The 15166-nt window shown below is 46.1% G+C and carries 16 protein-coding genes; 10 read left to right on the top strand and 6 right to left on the bottom strand.

The window, feature by feature from the left end:
- The first annotated feature begins 90 nt into the window (after positions 1-90).
- The 4 genes from MKX41_RS29935 (at position 91) to MKX41_RS29920 (ending at position 3193) form a co-directional block, all read left to right on the top strand.
- Positions 91-549, top strand: a complete 459-nt coding sequence (locus MKX41_RS29935; RefSeq protein WP_339269162.1) for an SRPBCC domain-containing protein — start codon at positions 91-93, stop codon at positions 547-549.
- A 274-nt stretch (positions 550-823) separates the two neighbouring features.
- The gene (locus MKX41_RS29930) at positions 824-1078 is read left to right on the top strand and encodes a FeoA family protein (protein ID WP_042185387.1); all 255 of its coding nucleotides are present in this window, start codon (positions 824-826) and stop codon (positions 1076-1078) included.
- Complete coding sequence (locus MKX41_RS29925; RefSeq protein ID WP_339800991.1) at positions 1075-1806, top strand: FeoB small GTPase domain-containing protein; 732 nt, start codon at positions 1075-1077, stop codon at positions 1804-1806. The genes MKX41_RS29930 and MKX41_RS29925 overlap by 4 nt, the downstream gene beginning before the upstream one ends.
- Positions 1784-3193 carry a nucleoside recognition domain-containing protein gene (locus MKX41_RS29920; protein WP_339269158.1) on the top strand — a complete coding sequence of 470 codons (1410 nt, stop codon included), beginning with the start codon at positions 1784-1786 and terminating at the stop codon, positions 3191-3193. Before MKX41_RS29925 ends, MKX41_RS29920 begins: the two co-directional genes overlap by 23 nt.
- Positions 3194-3724: 531 nt before the next feature.
- Here the strand turns inward: MKX41_RS29920 and MKX41_RS29915 are convergent.
- Both MKX41_RS29915 and MKX41_RS29910 read right to left on the bottom strand, forming a co-directional pair.
- A complete protein-coding gene (locus MKX41_RS29915; protein WP_340974394.1) occupies positions 3725-4408 on the bottom strand; it encodes a hypothetical protein in 684 nt (227 codons plus the stop codon).
- Between the two features lie 133 nt (positions 4409-4541).
- Complete coding sequence (locus MKX41_RS29910; protein ID WP_042185381.1) at positions 4542-5951, bottom strand: aminotransferase-like domain-containing protein; 1410 nt, start codon at positions 5949-5951, stop codon at positions 4542-4544.
- Positions 5952-6112: 161 nt separating this feature from the next.
- Here MKX41_RS29910 and MKX41_RS29905 point away from each other — a divergent pair, with 161 nt between their 5' ends.
- The 4 genes from MKX41_RS29905 (at position 6113) to glpX (ending at position 9700) form a co-directional block, all read left to right on the top strand.
- The gene (locus MKX41_RS29905) at positions 6113-7045 is read left to right on the top strand and encodes a DMT family transporter (RefSeq protein ID WP_042185373.1); all 933 of its coding nucleotides are present in this window, start codon (positions 6113-6115) and stop codon (positions 7043-7045) included.
- 142 nt (positions 7046-7187) lie between these two features.
- Positions 7188-7844: a helix-turn-helix transcriptional regulator gene (locus MKX41_RS29900; RefSeq protein ID WP_042185371.1), complete on the top strand. Its 657-nt coding sequence runs from the start codon at positions 7188-7190 to the stop codon at positions 7842-7844.
- Positions 7845-7856: 12 nt separating this feature from the next.
- A complete protein-coding gene (locus MKX41_RS29895) occupies positions 7857-8663 on the top strand; it encodes a pyruvate, water dikinase regulatory protein (RefSeq protein ID WP_340974391.1) in 807 nt (268 codons plus the stop codon).
- Between the two features lie 41 nt (positions 8664-8704).
- Positions 8705-9700, top strand: a complete 996-nt coding sequence (gene glpX / locus MKX41_RS29890; RefSeq protein WP_042185368.1) for a class II fructose-bisphosphatase — start codon at positions 8705-8707, stop codon at positions 9698-9700.
- Between the two features lie 86 nt (positions 9701-9786).
- On the opposite strand, the gene MKX41_RS29885 is transcribed toward glpX, so the two are convergent.
- Positions 9787-10455 carry a general stress protein gene (locus tag MKX41_RS29885; RefSeq protein ID WP_076283978.1) on the bottom strand — a complete coding sequence of 223 codons (669 nt, stop codon included), beginning with the start codon at positions 10453-10455 and terminating at the stop codon, positions 9787-9789.
- Positions 10456-10657: 202 nt separating this feature from the next.
- Here MKX41_RS29885 and MKX41_RS29880 point away from each other — a divergent pair, with 202 nt between their 5' ends.
- On the top strand, positions 10658-11506 hold the full coding sequence (locus MKX41_RS29880; protein ID WP_076283977.1) for an AraC family transcriptional regulator: 849 nt from the start codon (positions 10658-10660) through the stop codon (positions 11504-11506).
- A 94-nt stretch (positions 11507-11600) separates the two neighbouring features.
- Complete coding sequence (locus MKX41_RS29875) at positions 11601-12590, top strand: aldo/keto reductase (protein ID WP_371915722.1); 990 nt, start codon at positions 11601-11603, stop codon at positions 12588-12590.
- Positions 12591-12672: 82 nt separating this feature from the next.
- Here MKX41_RS29875 and MKX41_RS29870 read toward each other — a convergent pair whose 3' ends face one another.
- The 3 genes from MKX41_RS29870 to phnE (MKX41_RS29860) form a co-directional block, all read right to left on the bottom strand.
- A complete protein-coding gene (locus MKX41_RS29870; RefSeq protein WP_042185362.1) occupies positions 12673-13404 on the bottom strand; it encodes a ZIP family metal transporter in 732 nt (243 codons plus the stop codon).
- Positions 13405-13573: 169 nt separating this feature from the next.
- Positions 13574-14377, bottom strand: a complete 804-nt coding sequence (gene phnE / locus MKX41_RS29865; RefSeq protein ID WP_042185360.1) for a phosphonate ABC transporter, permease protein PhnE — start codon at positions 14375-14377, stop codon at positions 13574-13576.
- Entirely contained in the window at positions 14374-15165 is a 792-nt protein-coding gene (gene phnE, locus MKX41_RS29860) for a phosphonate ABC transporter, permease protein PhnE (RefSeq protein ID WP_042185358.1), read from the bottom strand. Before phnE (MKX41_RS29860) ends, phnE (MKX41_RS29865) begins: the two co-directional genes overlap by 4 nt.
- Position 15166: the final 1 nt, after the last annotated feature.

The raw sequence follows: 15166 nt of genomic DNA, 5'->3' as shown, positions 1-15166 counted from the left end.
ATCACTGACCGTAGTTGTCAGTGATCCTTTTGTATAGTGTAAATGAGTCTGAGGGAATAAATGAACCTATAAATCAAGGAGGAATAACGAATGAAGGAACTACACTATGAATTTTATATTGGCGGAACACCTGAGCAGGTATGGGAAACCTTAATCTCTCCGGAAGCTACGAAGCAGATTTATTACGGCAGCGTTATTCGTTCAACCTTCAAAGAAGGAGAATTACTGGAATACATCGGACCGGGTGCAGATGGAGATGAAACGCTGCATGTCTATGGGACTCTGCTGGAGTTCACCCCACAAAAAGCACTGCGTTTCACACATAAGGTCGGCCCCTCCTATCATAAAGGACATGAAAGATATGAGTCGCGTATTTCTTGGCTGCTTGAACCAGTGGGCGGAACTACTAAACTCACGCTTATCCATGATGAATGGCATCCTGAAGATCCTTCGTATGCAGGCAGCATCAGCGCTTGGTGGCAGGTTCTAAGTAATACCAAGACTTTAGTAGAGACTGGACGCACGCTTGATTTTGGAAGCTGGACGTAACTTCACGGCTAATAAAAACTTGGATTAGACTATCCCAATTAAAGACAAGCCTATAAGTAGACTCAACCTTAGCCCCTCGGCTGGAGAGCGCAAGCCTTCTTTCCGTTAGGGGCTTTTTTGCGCCTAAATTAATTTTGCCTTAAGGAAACATTTTTGTTGCAGGGACAAAGTTGTTCACATATACTAATATTGTGTCAGACCACAAGAAAAATTCCAATGCACAAAATAATAACCATAAAAATACAAATATTAATAAATGAAAGAAGGGGATCTAATGTCTGGAGCTAGTATTCCTTTATCAGAAGCGGCTAAAGGAAGCACACTGCGTATCAGCGGCATTGAAGTTCAGGGTGTGCTTAGAAGAAGATTACTGGATCTCGGGTTTGTAGTCGGTAATGCCGTTGAGGTGTTACGGCGTAGTCCCTTAGGAGATCCTATAGCTTTTCGGGTAAGCAACACGACCATTGCATTACGTAGAGAAGAAAGCTCTTTAATATTTGGAGAAGTCATCGGAGGTGTAGAAGCATGAGTCATTTCACAGTCGCTTTTGCAGGCAATCCTAACACTGGCAAAAGCACGCTTTTCAATCTGCTGACCGGCATGCGCCAACATACAGGAAACTGGGCAGGTAAAACCGTCATTACTGCTGAAGGCGAGTTTAAGCATAAGGACCATACGTACCTCGCAGTAGATCTTCCTGGTACGTATTCGCTGTACTCGAATTCTGCTGATGAAGAAGCGGCTAGAGATTATATTATTTTTGAACAGCCCGATGTGACACTAGTTGTTCTTGACGCTACCTCGCTAGAACGAAATCTCAACCTTGCCTTGCAAGTACTGGAGATTACCGGGCGGGCTGTAGTCTGCATCAACCTCATCGACGAAGCCCGTAAACTTGGTATCGACATCAATCTGAAACGTATTTCCAAACGTCTCGGCGTGCCTGTTGTAGCGATATCAGCTCGCAATAAAATCGGTATTGAGGCGTTATTGGATCAGGTGGAGCGAGTGGCTACAGGCGCATTCACTGCACAGCCACTGCGTATTACGTACAACGAGGAGATTGAACGAGGAATTGCAGAGCTTACACCGCTGGTAGAACAAACCATTGGCAGCAAATACCCGGCCCGCTGGATTGCATTGCGCCTGTTAGATGGTGATGACAGCCTTCTTACCTCACTTAAAGAGAATATGAAGAATAAAGAATTACCTGAAGTAAAGGAGGTCATCGGTCATGGAGTCACCGCATATCACTAAGGGATTAGATCCTCTAGATTCCTTGCTGTCCACCGCGAAAAAGCTCGCTGACGGCGGAGCGATACGGGATGAGATTGTCAGTGGTATCTATGGCGTATCCGCAGGCATCTGCGGGGATGCAGTCACCTATAAGGATAAGAAGAAGCTGAACAGCACTTATAAGCTAGATAATATCGTAACTTCAAAAATATGGGGATTCCCCATTATGCTCGCCATCCTCGGTATCGTATTCTGGATTACGATTGCCGGCGCCAACTATCCTTCAAGCTGGCTTGCTTCCTTCTTCGGCTTCATCGAAGGTTATCTCACTGCCGGATTTGAGGCGATCCATGCCCCCGCTTGGCTACACGGTGTACTTGTTCTGGGATTATATCGAGGAACCTCTTGGGTCATCAGCGTCATGCTGCCGCCAATGATGATATTTTTCCCAGTGTTTGCGCTGCTTGAGAATTTCGGGTATCTGCCGAGGGTTGCTTTTAACATGGATCGGTTGTTCAAAAAATCAGGTGGTCACGGCAAGCAAGCTTTGACCATGTCTATGGGTTTCGGCTGTAATGCCGCCGCGATCCTCTCCACCCGAATCATCGAATCGCCGCGTGAACGGATGCTCGCGATTTTGACTAACAATTTCGTTCCATGTAACGGCCGCTGGCCGACATTAATTCTATTGTCTTCCTTATTCATGGCAGGAGCGGCTACGACAGGCGCACTCCGTACCCTCACCACCGCCTCCGTACTTATGGGGATGGTGCTGATCGGCATCATCGTTACTCTGACGGTTTCCTGGGTCATGTCCAAAACTGCGCTACGCGGTGTTCCAACGCATTATACACTAGAGCTCCCGCCCTATCGTCGTCCACAAATTTGGAAGACCATACTTATTTCCTCTAAAGATAAGTCTCTTAACGTACTTACTCGTGCCATCGTCGTTGCTGCCCCTGCCGGTATTATCACTTGGATTCTTGGCAACCTGTTTGTTGGTGGAGATTCTGTCCTGAATCATATGGCTGCATTCTTCGATCCTTTTGCACACATGCTCGGCATGGATGGCTTTATCATCATGGCCTTTATTCTAGGACTTCCTGCGAATGAAATCGTACTGCCCATTCTGCTTATGGGCTATATGTCCTCAGGAGCTATGGTCGATATCGACAGCTTGGGCAGCATCAAAGATGTCTTTTTATCACATGGCTGGACTTGGCTGACCGCACTTAATATGATGTTGTTCTCCCTGCTCCACTATCCTTGCGGCACTACACTCGTGAACATCTATAAGGAGACGAAAAGCATGAAGTGGGCTGTTCTCTCAGCAGTCATCCCGCTCGGCATCGCCATTGGTGTTACGTTTGCTGTCGCTCAGCTTGCTCGGTTATTCGGGTGGGTGTGACGAAGCTTGTAGCATGGATTCATCTTACAGCAGCGAACTTTAACTGATTTCAACTTACATTAGCTAAATTTACCTTGTCTCACCTTACAACATCTAATGTTCACCGTATTTCACAAAATTCTGCCCTCCTTGAACTCATAATTAGGGAAATTCTCCCCCAAATTCGAACTTTATAAGCGCAAATTAAACTTTTTGCGGAAATTCTCCCTAATAAATAGTCGATTATAGGAAAAACAGGGCATTTCCGCAGAATTTTAGGGAGGAATTCCCCAATTATCGATCATATAGAGTAAAATACGATTAAATCAGGGAGATTTTCCCTAATTATCGATAATATCGAGTAAACCACGACAATTTTAAGAAGGATTTCACTTACTTCGAGTTTTGATGACCCGAGCTATACTTAAGCACCAGTACCCACACCGCCCACCACCTATTTAAGGTCAGCTCAAACAAATAAGCGGTCGCCCGAACAACTCCCGGGCGACCGCTTATTTCATCACGACATAACGTGAACCTACAGTTATAGCGTTATTTCTTACGCGTTCCACCATCTCTACGACGGTAGAGTACAGCGCCAGCTATCGCTATCAAAACGATAATGATTCCACTGATCCCTACATTCACAAGTGGAAAAGAGTCACTCTCCGCAGCTGGTTTCCCCTCAACTTCAGTCGCCCCATTATTCCCAGTTTCGGATTTCGGCGAATGGTTTGATGTTACCTCCTGAGAAGCTGTAGGAGTACCTGCCGATATACTAGGTCCAAGCTCCTTCAGATCCTCTGATGCCGAGGCAAGCAGCTTCGTTCGGCTGCATAAACTGGCCTCTAATTTACCAGAGTCATCTTCGTCATTAGCATATGCATAGACGATATAACTTTCCCCTTCCACGAATTCAAACCCACAGCTGGCAGACGATAAAGCAGTACTCAAGGTAACTTTATTCCCCTTAATTCCTTTCCAGCTGGAATCGACTTCAAAGGTTACTTTTACTGGATCCGCAGATGAGATTATAGTCCCCTTTGGCTCCTTTTTGTCCACTACTTTCCCAGTAAAGACGGCTGAACTTGACTCCAGCGCCTCAAGTGGCTCCGCAGGTACAACACAGGAACACGCATAAGTAACGGAGGGACGCACCGTCAGTAAGGCCATAAATATTAACGTTATACTTAGGAACATCATAAATGGACTGCGGAACTTGGTCTTAACCATCATAATAACCTCCTTCTTTACTCTACAGACGGAACAGAAGAAGAAAGTGTTACAACAATTTCCAAACAAGTTATACAAGTCTAATCTTTTCCATCCTAAATAGTCTTCATAAGTCCCTCATGTCTACTGTACCTACTCATAACCCTCGCGCAATTGCAATCATCCGCTGAATCCCCTCACGTAGCACCCCTTCGCTTGCAAAGGAGTAACTTATTCGAATCCTCGACCTCATCTCACCAAGCGGATCAAACAATTCTCCTGGCACAAAAGCAATCGACTGCGCCATACTTGAGACAAACAGTCGATCCGCCGAAAGATGGTCCGGCAGCTTCACCCATAAATTTAAGCCCCCTTGCGGAGGCGTCCACTCCCACCCAGTCCCAGCCAGCTCCTCCTCTACAATCTCCTTATGCACCTGAAGTGCAATGCGTAGCTTACCGAGATGCTGTTGCAAACGTGATGACGTGTAGTAATGTAGGAATATCTTCTGGTTAAGCAGCGGAGTACCATTGTCCGCGAGTGATTTGGCCGTGATCAAGCGCTCCATAAACGGATAGCGACAAGCCACCGCACAGATCCGTAAGCCTGGGGCTACATATTTACTGAAGCTGCTAATATAGATCACCCAACCTTCGGTATCGTAAGCAAAAAAGGGCGGCGGGGGCTCCTCTTCAAAATACATATCGCGGAACGGATCATCTTCGACTAACAGACAGCGATAACGCTCGGCAAGCTCGACCAACAGTTTACGTTGCTGCGCTGGCACTGTATATCCAGTTGGATTATGATGAGTCGGATTGATATAGAACATGCGCGGTCTATGCTTTTTCATCAGCGCTTCAACTTCCTCCAAGTCGTAGCCCATCGGAGTGATCTCCACCGGAACCAGCCTTGCCCCCTCCCGGCGAAAAATATCCATGGCCACACTGTAGGTTGGTCGCTCCACAAGCACCGTGTCCATAGGCCCGAGCACAATTCGTGCAATCAGATTGATCGCCTGCTGCGCACCTGAAGTAATAAGCAGCTCTTCCGAAGATAACTGTAGCCAATGCTTCTTCCGAAAATGACGACTTAGCGTCTCCCGTAACTCCTCATCTCCCTGAACCGAAGAGTACGTCCCCATGACCTTGGGATATAAATCGAACACTTTTTTGACATAGTCGGATAGAAAAAGATTTGGCAAAAGACCTGGATCAATCAGCGCCTGTGAGAACTGATACTTAGCAGGCATTCTCTGTATATCCGAAAGAGGATTAGTGAGCGCATAGGCAGTCACTGCTGCTCCTTTTTCTACAATAGGAACCAAGCTAACAGGCGATACGTAATAACCTGATTTATCTTTTACATAAACTTTTCCATCCTCTGTCAGCATTCTATACGCTTTGAATACTGTCAGTCGATGTACCTGTAATTCCTCCGCTAGCAGCCGTATAGAAGGAAGCTTATCATGTGCCCCCCACTCCCCTCGCTCCATGCGATTCACTAGAAATTCATATACCTGCCGAAACAAGGGATGATTATTCTCCACGCTCGCTGACTTTTTCACCTCACTGCAACTCCTCTCCGAACAACTCCTATTTACAGTATTGTACACGATTTTCGAAGTCATCTGTTCTATTCAACATCATCTGTTCTGTGTTCTGCCCTATATGATTAACGGACTGCTTCAAGGATCGTAATATACACACACTAAAGGGGACTTTCAAAATGATCTTATTCGCTTATGCACTTGTATGTCTGATCTTCGGCACGACCTTTCTAGCTATCAAAATCGGTGTAGATGCCGGTGCGCCGCCCTTCTTTTCAGCAGGCTTGCGATTTTTTGTTGCAGGCGCTGTTCTATTTCTATGGATGGTCTGGAAACGAAAGGCTAGCTTCTCCCTGCTCCTGCGTAAAGAAATGCTCTTCACCGGATCTGCGTTAACCTTTGGCACCTTTGCAGGTCTCTACTGGGCTGAACAATATGTATCTTCCGGGTTAGCAGCTGTACTCTCTGCCACGGGTCCGATCATGATTCTGTTGCTCCAAACTTCTATTCTTCGTCAAAAAGCACCTGCCATCTCCCTATATGGTTGTATCATCGGGTTGACCGGCGTATTGCTGCTCGTTCTTCCTAATCTTGTCGTTGATATTTCACCGTTATGGCTCATCGGCTGCGCAGCTGTCCTCATTGGGGAATGCTGTTACGCAGTAGGTGCGATTTATTCTAAAAAAGTAATCAATAGTATGCCTGAGGTCTCTCCAATCGCACTAAATGCAGCCCAAATGATGTATGGTGGAGTGCTGTTATTCATTCTTTCCTTAGCCACCGAAAATGTACATCCTGAGTTTCTACTCTCTTACGAGATCGCAGGTTCACTGCTCTATCTAATCGTAATCGGCTCGATGGTCGGTCATTCGTTGTTCTACTGGCTCGTCGCTAAGACAAATCCTGTGTTCCCCTCTACCTGGCTCTATATCTCTCCACCGATTGCCGTAGGTGTTGGCTTTTTCTTTTATCATGAAGCCGTGAATTGGGTTACGATCCTCGGTGTATTCACTATCATTGCTGGGACCATCCTGGTCAATGCTGATGCCTTGAAACAATTAATGTTAAAGCGTAGGGTCCGTACATCTGCGTCAAAAAAAATGAATATATGACATACTATATATTGCATTTATGACCACTATTGCGTATTATATAACCAAGTTAAATTAAAAATATCTATATATGACTCATATATGAAAGGAGGATTCGCTTAACGGCGCTTCTTTTCTAAAGAGGAATGCCTTTTTATCTGAAGTGGAGGGAATTGCGATCGAACTAACATCACGTCAACTAGAAATCATTGATATTGTGAACAAAAGAGCTCCGATTACCGGCGAACAGATTGCCGAATGTCTGAATTTAACACGGCCAACGATTCGCTCCGATCTCTCTGTTCTGGTTATGCTCAAATATATCGATGCTAAACCTAAAGTCGGTTACTTCCCGGGACTCAAATCATCTAATCGTCTGGGAAGCAATTATTTGTTGCAGGAGACAAAGGTAAAAGAGATTCAAAGTGTACCTATTATTATCCGTGAGACTACTACGGTTCAAGATGCCGTAGTTACGCTATTTCTACAGGATGTTGGCACCCTTATTATTTGTGACGAAGAGGGCAAGCTCACCGGTGTTGCTTCACGTAAGGATTTCCTGAAAGTAACCCTTGGCAATCCGGGCGCTGTCTCCATGCCCGTAAGCATGGTCATGACACGCCAGCCCAAGGTAGTCACAACTTCACCAGATGAGACGGTGCTTGATGCCGCACATAAAATGATTTTTCACGAGGTAGATAGTTTACCGGTAGTTGTTCCCAGCGCCACAGAAGACAATGGTACGAAACTGGATGTCATAGGACGCTTGACGAAAACTGCTATCGTAAAACTTCTCCTCGAACTAGAAGCCAAAGGATAACAGGAGGAATTCATGAGCATCGAGCAATCTTCCAACCTAATAACGATCTGCTCAGATTCTATAGGAGATACGGCGGAAGCTGTCGTGCAGGCCGTCATTCATCAATTCCAGAATCAGCAGATCACCATCAAAAGATACGGGAACATTAGACATGAAGATGAGCTCCGGAAGCTTATGGAAGAAGCCGCGCAGCATAAAGGTTTTGTCGTCTATACGCTGGTGCAGCCGGAGCTAAGAGAGATGATTAAAGAAGAGGCTGTACGGCTTGACCTTCGTATCGTCGATATCATGGGCCCAATGATGCAAGCTTTCATTGATACGTTTGACGACGCTCCTCAGCAGCGACCGGGTTTATTGCACCAGCTTGATGAGAACTACTTCCGCCGTATGGAGGCTATCGAATTCACAGTTGCCTGTGATGATGGCCGCGATCTCGGCGCTATGCTGAAGGCCGATATCGTTCTACTAGGGATGTCCCGTACTTCAAAAACACCACTTAGTATCTTTTTGGCCCATCGGGGGAAAAAGGTCGTTAACTATCCGATTATTCCAGAAATTGCTCCTCCGCAAGAGCTGCTAAGCTTGCCGTCGAACCGACTGATCGGACTAACCATGAAGCCGGAGTATATGCTGAAGATTCGCTCCGAGCGGCTGAAGGTGCTTGGGTTACCGACTGGCTCCCAATATGCAAGGCTGGAGCGGATTACAGAGGAGATGGAATATGCCTCTTCTCTGTTCAATAAGCTAGGCTGTCCTGTAATCGATATTACCGACAAAGCTATAGAAGAAACCGCCGGTATTATAATGGGTTATATCTAACATTCAGTTAAAATTTATGGGATGTACTGGAGGGAATTAGAATGGATCGCGAACTGGCTCTTGAGATTGTACGGGTAACTGAACTAGGTGCATTATCCTCAGCTCGCTGGATCGGGCGGGGAGATAAAAATGCGGCAGATGATGCAGCCACGACTGCCATCCGCTCCATGTTTGATTCTGTCTCCATCGACGGAACGGTCGTCATTGGTGAAGGAGAGATGGATGATGCTCCAATGCTCTATATTGGCGAGAAAGTCGGGAATCAAAAGGGGCCGTCTGTCGATGTAGCCGTCGATCCTCTGGAAGGCACTGAAGTGGTGGCCTGTGGTCTTCACAATGCCCAATCCGTGATTGCCATAGCAGATAAGGGCAGCCTGCTGCATGCTCCAGACATTTATATGGAGAAACTCGCTTGCGGTCCTGAGCTTGCCGGGAAGCTTAGTCTTGAAGACCCTGTGGAGGTCACTCTCCAGAAAGCATGCCTCTTCAGTGGCAAGTCCCTCTCCGAGCTCACAGTAATGGTACTTGACCGCAAACGGCATGAAGAGCTCATTCATAGTCTTCGAGAAGCGGGTGTACGGATTAAGCTACTCGGTCACGGCGATGTGGCTGGCGCTATTGCGGCAGCCCTGCCGGATAGCGATGTCGATTTGTACATGGGCTCGGGCGGAGCACCTGAAGGCGTCCTTGCCGCTGCCGCACTGAAATGTCTTGGTGGAGAAATGCAGGGCCGTTTGCTTCCTGATGGACCTCTTGAGCAGCAGCGCTGTGTCCGTATGGGAATTTCTAATCCTACGCGAGTGTTATACATGGAGGACATGGTTGGCACAGGCGACGTACTCTTTGCCGCCACTGGCGTAACCTCAGGTGAATTTCTGAATGGTGTCCGTTTTATCGGCAAAGAGCGCGCTGAGACGCATTCGGTCATCATGCGGGCACAGAGTCGAACAATCCGCTACATCCGTAGCATTCATTTCCTGCCTGGCAAAGAAATACCGGATGGACTAACCGTTAGACAGAATGTTGCCTCTCTATAGCATTACACAAAAAAACAGGCTATCTCACCAGCTCACCCTTGGCTAGTGAAATAGTCTGTTTTTATTACTAAATAGATAATCATCTCTTATTTATTTCTAATGCGCTCACTCGCTAAGGTATCCATGGCATCCATGGTTCCGGTAGCTTGAGCCAAATTTCTCGCCTCTTGTTGATCAGCTGCCCGGAGCGCATCACTTTCCTTTACACTGCCATCATAATTTCGATTCTCAGCTGTATTCATATTCGCAATTTCCTCAAAACGGTCTGTGTTCAGACTATTATGCTGTACGAAGATCCGCTTCACTTCTTCCTCTTTCTGCTCGCCCTCCACATCCACCATTACAAGAATATGGCCTTCATCTACATAGTTATCGTACCGCTTGGCTTCCTCTTCAGGAATGCCAAGTCCAATAAGACCGCCAACTAATCCACCGCTGCCTGCACCTATTGCCGCTCCAGCAAGTGTTGCCGCAAGCGGTCCGGCTGCAATGATCGGCCCGATGCCTGGAATAGCCAAAGCGCCTATCCCCATCAAGAGCCCAGTTAATCCACCCAGCAGACCACCCGTAGCTGCACCAGTAGCTATTCCTTCCGGCGCTTGCGTCCCTGATTCATCTCTAAGCGTATCCGCACTCTCTGAATTTCTCGCGATAATCGATATGTCCTCTGTTCTGCAGCCTTGACGTTTCAACTCTTCAATTGCCCTCGAAGCTTCGTATTCGGCAGCAAAGACACCCACTATTCTCTTATTCATCTCCATTACCTCCTAATGATCGAAGTTAGCTCATACTTTCAGCTTCATAGCTTACTTAACCAAACTGAGCTGGGATAAACTTCTATCACAGAATTCGCAAACCATTCCAAGTAATGTTCCCACTAAAATATGCTGTATAATAAAAGAAAGCGGGCATAATCACCCTTAGTTAACTCTATAAAAGAAAGAGACTGAAGCATTCATGGCGATTTTTAATTATAATTCTGAGCGTCCCTTCAGAGGTAATCCCGATCTGCATCTCCATTACTGGGGGCGGGAGCAGTGTCTACCTGGGCATTTTTTCGGACCTGGAGTTCGTGACGTTTACAAAATACATTTCATTCATGAGGGAACTGGAAAGGTATCTGTGGGTGAACAAACCCATATCCTGCAAGCGGGACAAGCTTTTCTTACCTACCCTCATATCGTTACTTCTTATGCAGCGGACCTGACCAATCCTTGGATCTATTCCTGGGTAGCCTTTACCGGAGAACAGGTATCATATATTTTATCCAAAACCTCCTTGACCCCTGAGCAGCCAATCTTCCCGATGGATAAACAGCTTATGCCTAATCTCTACGAACGCCTGACAGAAGCAGCCGACAATTCGGATTGTCTTGACCTGCCGCTAAAAGCGATCATGTATGAGTTTTTCTCCCTCTTGCTACAAGCGGTGCCAGCTGTTCCGGATGTACTTCCTTTACCGCGTCAAAAGAGTATTTACGTCGAGCAAAGTCTCCACTTTTTGCATACACATTATTGTGAGAACATTTCGGTGGAAATGCTGTCTTCTTCTCTCAAGCTGGATCGCAAATATTTATCTTCCTTGTTCAAACGGACCATTGGTATGCCACCACAGCAATATTTATTGAATTACCGTGTCGCTAAAGCATGCGAGCTTCTGACAGAAACCCTCTGTACTATCGGTGAGATCTCCCGTTCCGTCGGCTATCAGGACCCCTTACTCTTTTCGCGAATGTTCAAGAAGGTGAAAGGTTGTTCTCCAAAAGAATACCGTATCCGTCATCTCGAAAATGACATTGTGCTATAAACTTCTTCCTTGCTGACATACGTTTGTCCGGGATCTTTCGCTACAATAAGGACGTAACGTAATCAGAAATAAGTCTTTTTAGGAGGAAATAATGATGTATAACGCAAGCGCTACCAGATATGACAATATGAAATATAACCGCACTGGAAAAAGCGGTCTACTCCTTCCGGCGATCTCGCTAGGACTTTGGCATAACTTTGGCGGAAACGACTTATTCGAGAATGGTCGCGCCATGGCAAGAAGAGCTTTCGATCTTGGAATCACTCATTTTGATCTCGCTAATAACTACGGTCCCCCAGCTGGCTCCGCAGAAGAAAGCTTTGGTCAAATCCTTAAGAAGGATCTTGCTCCTTATCGTGATGAAATGGTCATCTCTACTAAGGCTGGATATTATATGTGGGCCGGTCCATATGGCGAATGGGGCTCCAAGAAATATCTCGTCTCCAGTCTAGACCAAAGCTTGAAACGTATGGGCCTTGATTATGTAGATATTTTCTATCACCACCGTCCAGATCCGAATACACCACTGGAAGAGACTATGGCTGCGCTGGATCTTATTGTACGTCAAGGTAAAGCGCTGTATGTTGGGATTTCGAATTACAACCCTGAACAGACACGCGAAGCGGCACAAATTCTGCGTCGACTTGGAACGCCATGCCTGATTCATCAACCTAACTACTCCATGATGTCCCGCTGGATTGAAGATGGCTTGCAGGATGTATTAACTGAGGAGGGTATCGGATCGATTGTGTTCTCTCCACTACAAGGAGGCATTCTGACCGACCGCTATCTTAACGGAATTGCTCCTGATTCTCGCGCTGCTGGACCAAGTGTATTCCTGTCCGAAGATGCCATTACGGAAGAGAAGATCGCTAAAGTTCGCAAACTGAACGAGATTGCTGCTGCACGTGGACAAAAAATGTCTCAGCTAGCGTTATCTTGGGTACTCCGCGGAGGTAAAGTCACTTCAGCTTTGATCGGCGCAAGTAAGGTGAGCCAGATTGAAGATGCAGTCGCTTCCTTGAATGCACCGGAGCTAAGCGCAGAAGAGCTGGAGCAAATCGAGACGATTTTGCGAGGATAATTATAGATTAAACCATAAAGACGGCCAATGAGGTCAGGCAGCTTAAGCTGCTCTGGCACTTCATTGGCCGTTTTTTCCCTATTCACCCAAATATCTGCGTAATATACACCATAATCAACAATCCAAAGATAAACGAATACGTCGAAGGCCGTTCGTAACCATGACCATGACTCTCTGGAATAAGTTCCTTGTAGACGATGAATAGCATAGCCCCGGCGGCAAAAGCAAGACCATAGCCCACTACATTCTGTAGGTAACTCGCCGTAAAATACCCAATAACCGCAGATACCATTTCCATAAGTCCGGTAAGCGTAACGATTCCCAAGGCTTTTAACTTAGTTGTTCTAGAATTCATCAGAAAGACTGCGAGAATCAATCCTTCAGGCATATTTTGCGCACCAATCGCTATGGCCACGGTGGGACCCAGACTCGCCTGCTCACTGGCATAACTAAATCCCGTACTAAGACCTTCTGGTATATTGTGAATGAACAATGCAATCAAAACGAGCAGCGCCTTGGAATCCATATTGGTATATCCGGGTTTATTCTCCACGTCGATATGCGGGATGTTCTTTTCAATTAAATCAAGCAGCAGAACTCCTGTAATCAGGCCCAAGGTTAATGCGATAATCCCCGATTCTTTAATCGCTTGCGGCATGAGTCCAAATGTAGAAGCCGATACCATTATACCTGCAGTAAAAGCAACGAGAACGTCCTTCCATTTCTCAGATAACCTCTTCACAAACAGGATCGGAAACGCTCCAAGAACCGTAGCCATTGCTGATACAAAGCTGCCAATAAGCGCAGATTCCAAACCTTCAACTCCTTCATTACAATTCTGATAGACCAACATATGTTAACACAAAAAGTATTATTACTTCTATATAGCTTTTCCGAATAGTGCGCTAATCATAATAAGACCCCCATAGGCTCGATTCATACCCTAAGGAGGTCTTTGTCTAACATGTAATTATGCGATTCTGTTACACTAGCTTCTTCCGAATCATGCCGGAAATCAGATCAATAATCGTAATCATCGCAATGATACCTAGCAGGATAATTCCGACACGGTCCCAATTCCGTGAACTGAGGGCGAAGATTAACGGTGTGCCAATCCCGCCTGCTCCAATCACACCCAGAATCGTAGCTGAGCGAACGTTAATTTCGAATCTGTATAAAGTGTAGGATAGAAAGCCTGGCAATACCTGCGGCACAACAGCAAACCATAACACCTGCATGCGGCTGGCACCAGAAGAGATTAAGGCTTCGAGTGGACCGTTATCAATATTCTCAATCTCATCCGCGAACAATTTGCCGAGCATGCCGACGGAATGCAGTCCTAGTGCCAGTACACCCGCAAATGAACCCGGCCCAACAGCCTTGATGAACAGCAAAGCCATAATGATCTCAGGGAATGTCCGTATAAAGCTTAATATTAGCTTGCCGGAGCCCGAAATCGCCTTTCCCTTGCTCATGTTGACCGCAGCCCAAAAAGCAAAGGGGATACATATGAAGGTCGAGATAAAAGTCCCTAAAATTGAAATAGCTAACGTCTCAAGTAATCCTCGAAGCAGATCCTCCCCATCTGGTAAATAAACGAAGGCCCAGTCAGGAGAGAATATCCCGGCAAAGATGGCCTTAGTAATGATCCCAGCGGTTTCTTTAAATCCATTAAACGGCACTCCCGAAAAAGCCCAGATGTACACTGCCGCTAATGCTACATAAATCAGCCATCGGAAACGATTTTTACGAGGTTTGGGTACTAGGGTATTCCATGATTTACTCATATTAATTTCTCCCGCAGCTTAGTGCTTACATAATCAATAATCAAGACTACTGCTAATGTGAACAAGATGATGGTGCAAGTCTTATCGTATTCTAAAAAGCCTAATGTCACTTCATAGTAATGGCCGATTCCACCCGCGCCTACCAAACCTAAAACTGCTGCAGCACGGACATTAATCTCAAAGGCATACAACACATAAGACATGAAATGAGCCTGTACCTGCGGAATGACGCCGAACATAATTCGTTGAGTCTTATTCGCTCCGACTGAAGTCATTGCTTCCAAAGGTCCCTGTTCAATCGTCTCCAACGATTCATAGGTAAGCTTGGCGATCAGCCCTAGCGAAAATACCGTCAAAGCAAATATTCCCGGAAGCGCACCGAGGCCAAAAATGGCGACAAAAATAGAAGCCAGCAGTAGATCGGGAATTGTGCGGATCAAATTCAGCAGCATACGTACCGGATAATGAAGCCATCGGCTTTGCGTAATATTGCTTGCACACAGCAAGGCAATGGGAACCGCCAGAATGGCACCAAATGTTGTACCGACCAATGCCATCCGGATCGTCTCCAGCATCGCATCTATAATATTGTCAAAATACCCCCAGTTTGGAGGGAACATTTCCTTAAGCAGATCCAGCATATTTGGCAGACCGGAGATCAGCTCTCCAATGGATGAATCGGTCAAGACCGCACTTCTCCACAGTAATACTACTAATATAATAGCTGTAAAATAATGCTTTATCTTTCTTGGCGGTTTGGGATGTAGCTTCTCTGCATTCACACTCATA

The sequence above is a fragment of the Paenibacillus sp. FSL R5-0475 genome, assembly GCF_038004585.1.
Lineage (GTDB): Bacteria > Bacillota > Bacilli > Paenibacillales > Paenibacillaceae > Paenibacillus_AQ.
The sequence above is the reverse complement of the archived record's forward strand: the minus strand, read 5'-3'. Positions and strand labels throughout refer to the sequence as shown.

Excerpts from the sequence above, each read along its gene's own strand:
- MKX41_RS29885 (WP_076283978.1), bottom strand. The coding sequence starts at position 10,455 with ATGAATAAGAGAATAGTGGGTGTCTTTGCTGCCGAATACGAAGCTTCG.
- MKX41_RS29895 (WP_340974391.1), top strand. The coding sequence starts at position 7,857 with ATGAGCATCGAGCAATCTTCCAACCTAATAACGATCTGCTCAGATTCT.
- MKX41_RS29915 (WP_340974394.1), bottom strand. The coding sequence starts at position 4,408 with ATGATGGTTAAGACCAAGTTCCGCAGTCCATTTATGATGTTCCTAAGT.
- MKX41_RS29905 (WP_042185373.1), top strand. The coding sequence starts at position 6,113 with ATGATCTTATTCGCTTATGCACTTGTATGTCTGATCTTCGGCACGACC.
- MKX41_RS29930 (WP_042185387.1), top strand. The coding sequence starts at position 824 with ATGTCTGGAGCTAGTATTCCTTTATCAGAAGCGGCTAAAGGAAGCACA.
- MKX41_RS29920 (WP_339269158.1), top strand. The coding sequence starts at position 1,784 with ATGGAGTCACCGCATATCACTAAGGGATTAGATCCTCTAGATTCCTTG.
- MKX41_RS29880 (WP_076283977.1), top strand. The coding sequence starts at position 10,658 with ATGGCGATTTTTAATTATAATTCTGAGCGTCCCTTCAGAGGTAATCCC.
- MKX41_RS29875 (WP_371915722.1), top strand. The coding sequence starts at position 11,601 with ATGTATAACGCAAGCGCTACCAGATATGACAATATGAAATATAACCGC.
- phnE (WP_042185358.1), bottom strand. The coding sequence starts at position 15,165 with ATGAGTGTGAATGCAGAGAAGCTACATCCCAAACCGCCAAGAAAGATA.
- glpX (WP_042185368.1), top strand. The coding sequence starts at position 8,705 with ATGGATCGCGAACTGGCTCTTGAGATTGTACGGGTAACTGAACTAGGT.
- MKX41_RS29925 (WP_339800991.1), top strand. The coding sequence starts at position 1,075 with ATGAGTCATTTCACAGTCGCTTTTGCAGGCAATCCTAACACTGGCAAA.
- MKX41_RS29935 (WP_339269162.1), top strand. The coding sequence starts at position 91 with ATGAAGGAACTACACTATGAATTTTATATTGGCGGAACACCTGAGCAG.
- phnE (WP_042185360.1), bottom strand. The coding sequence starts at position 14,377 with ATGAGTAAATCATGGAATACCCTAGTACCCAAACCTCGTAAAAATCGT.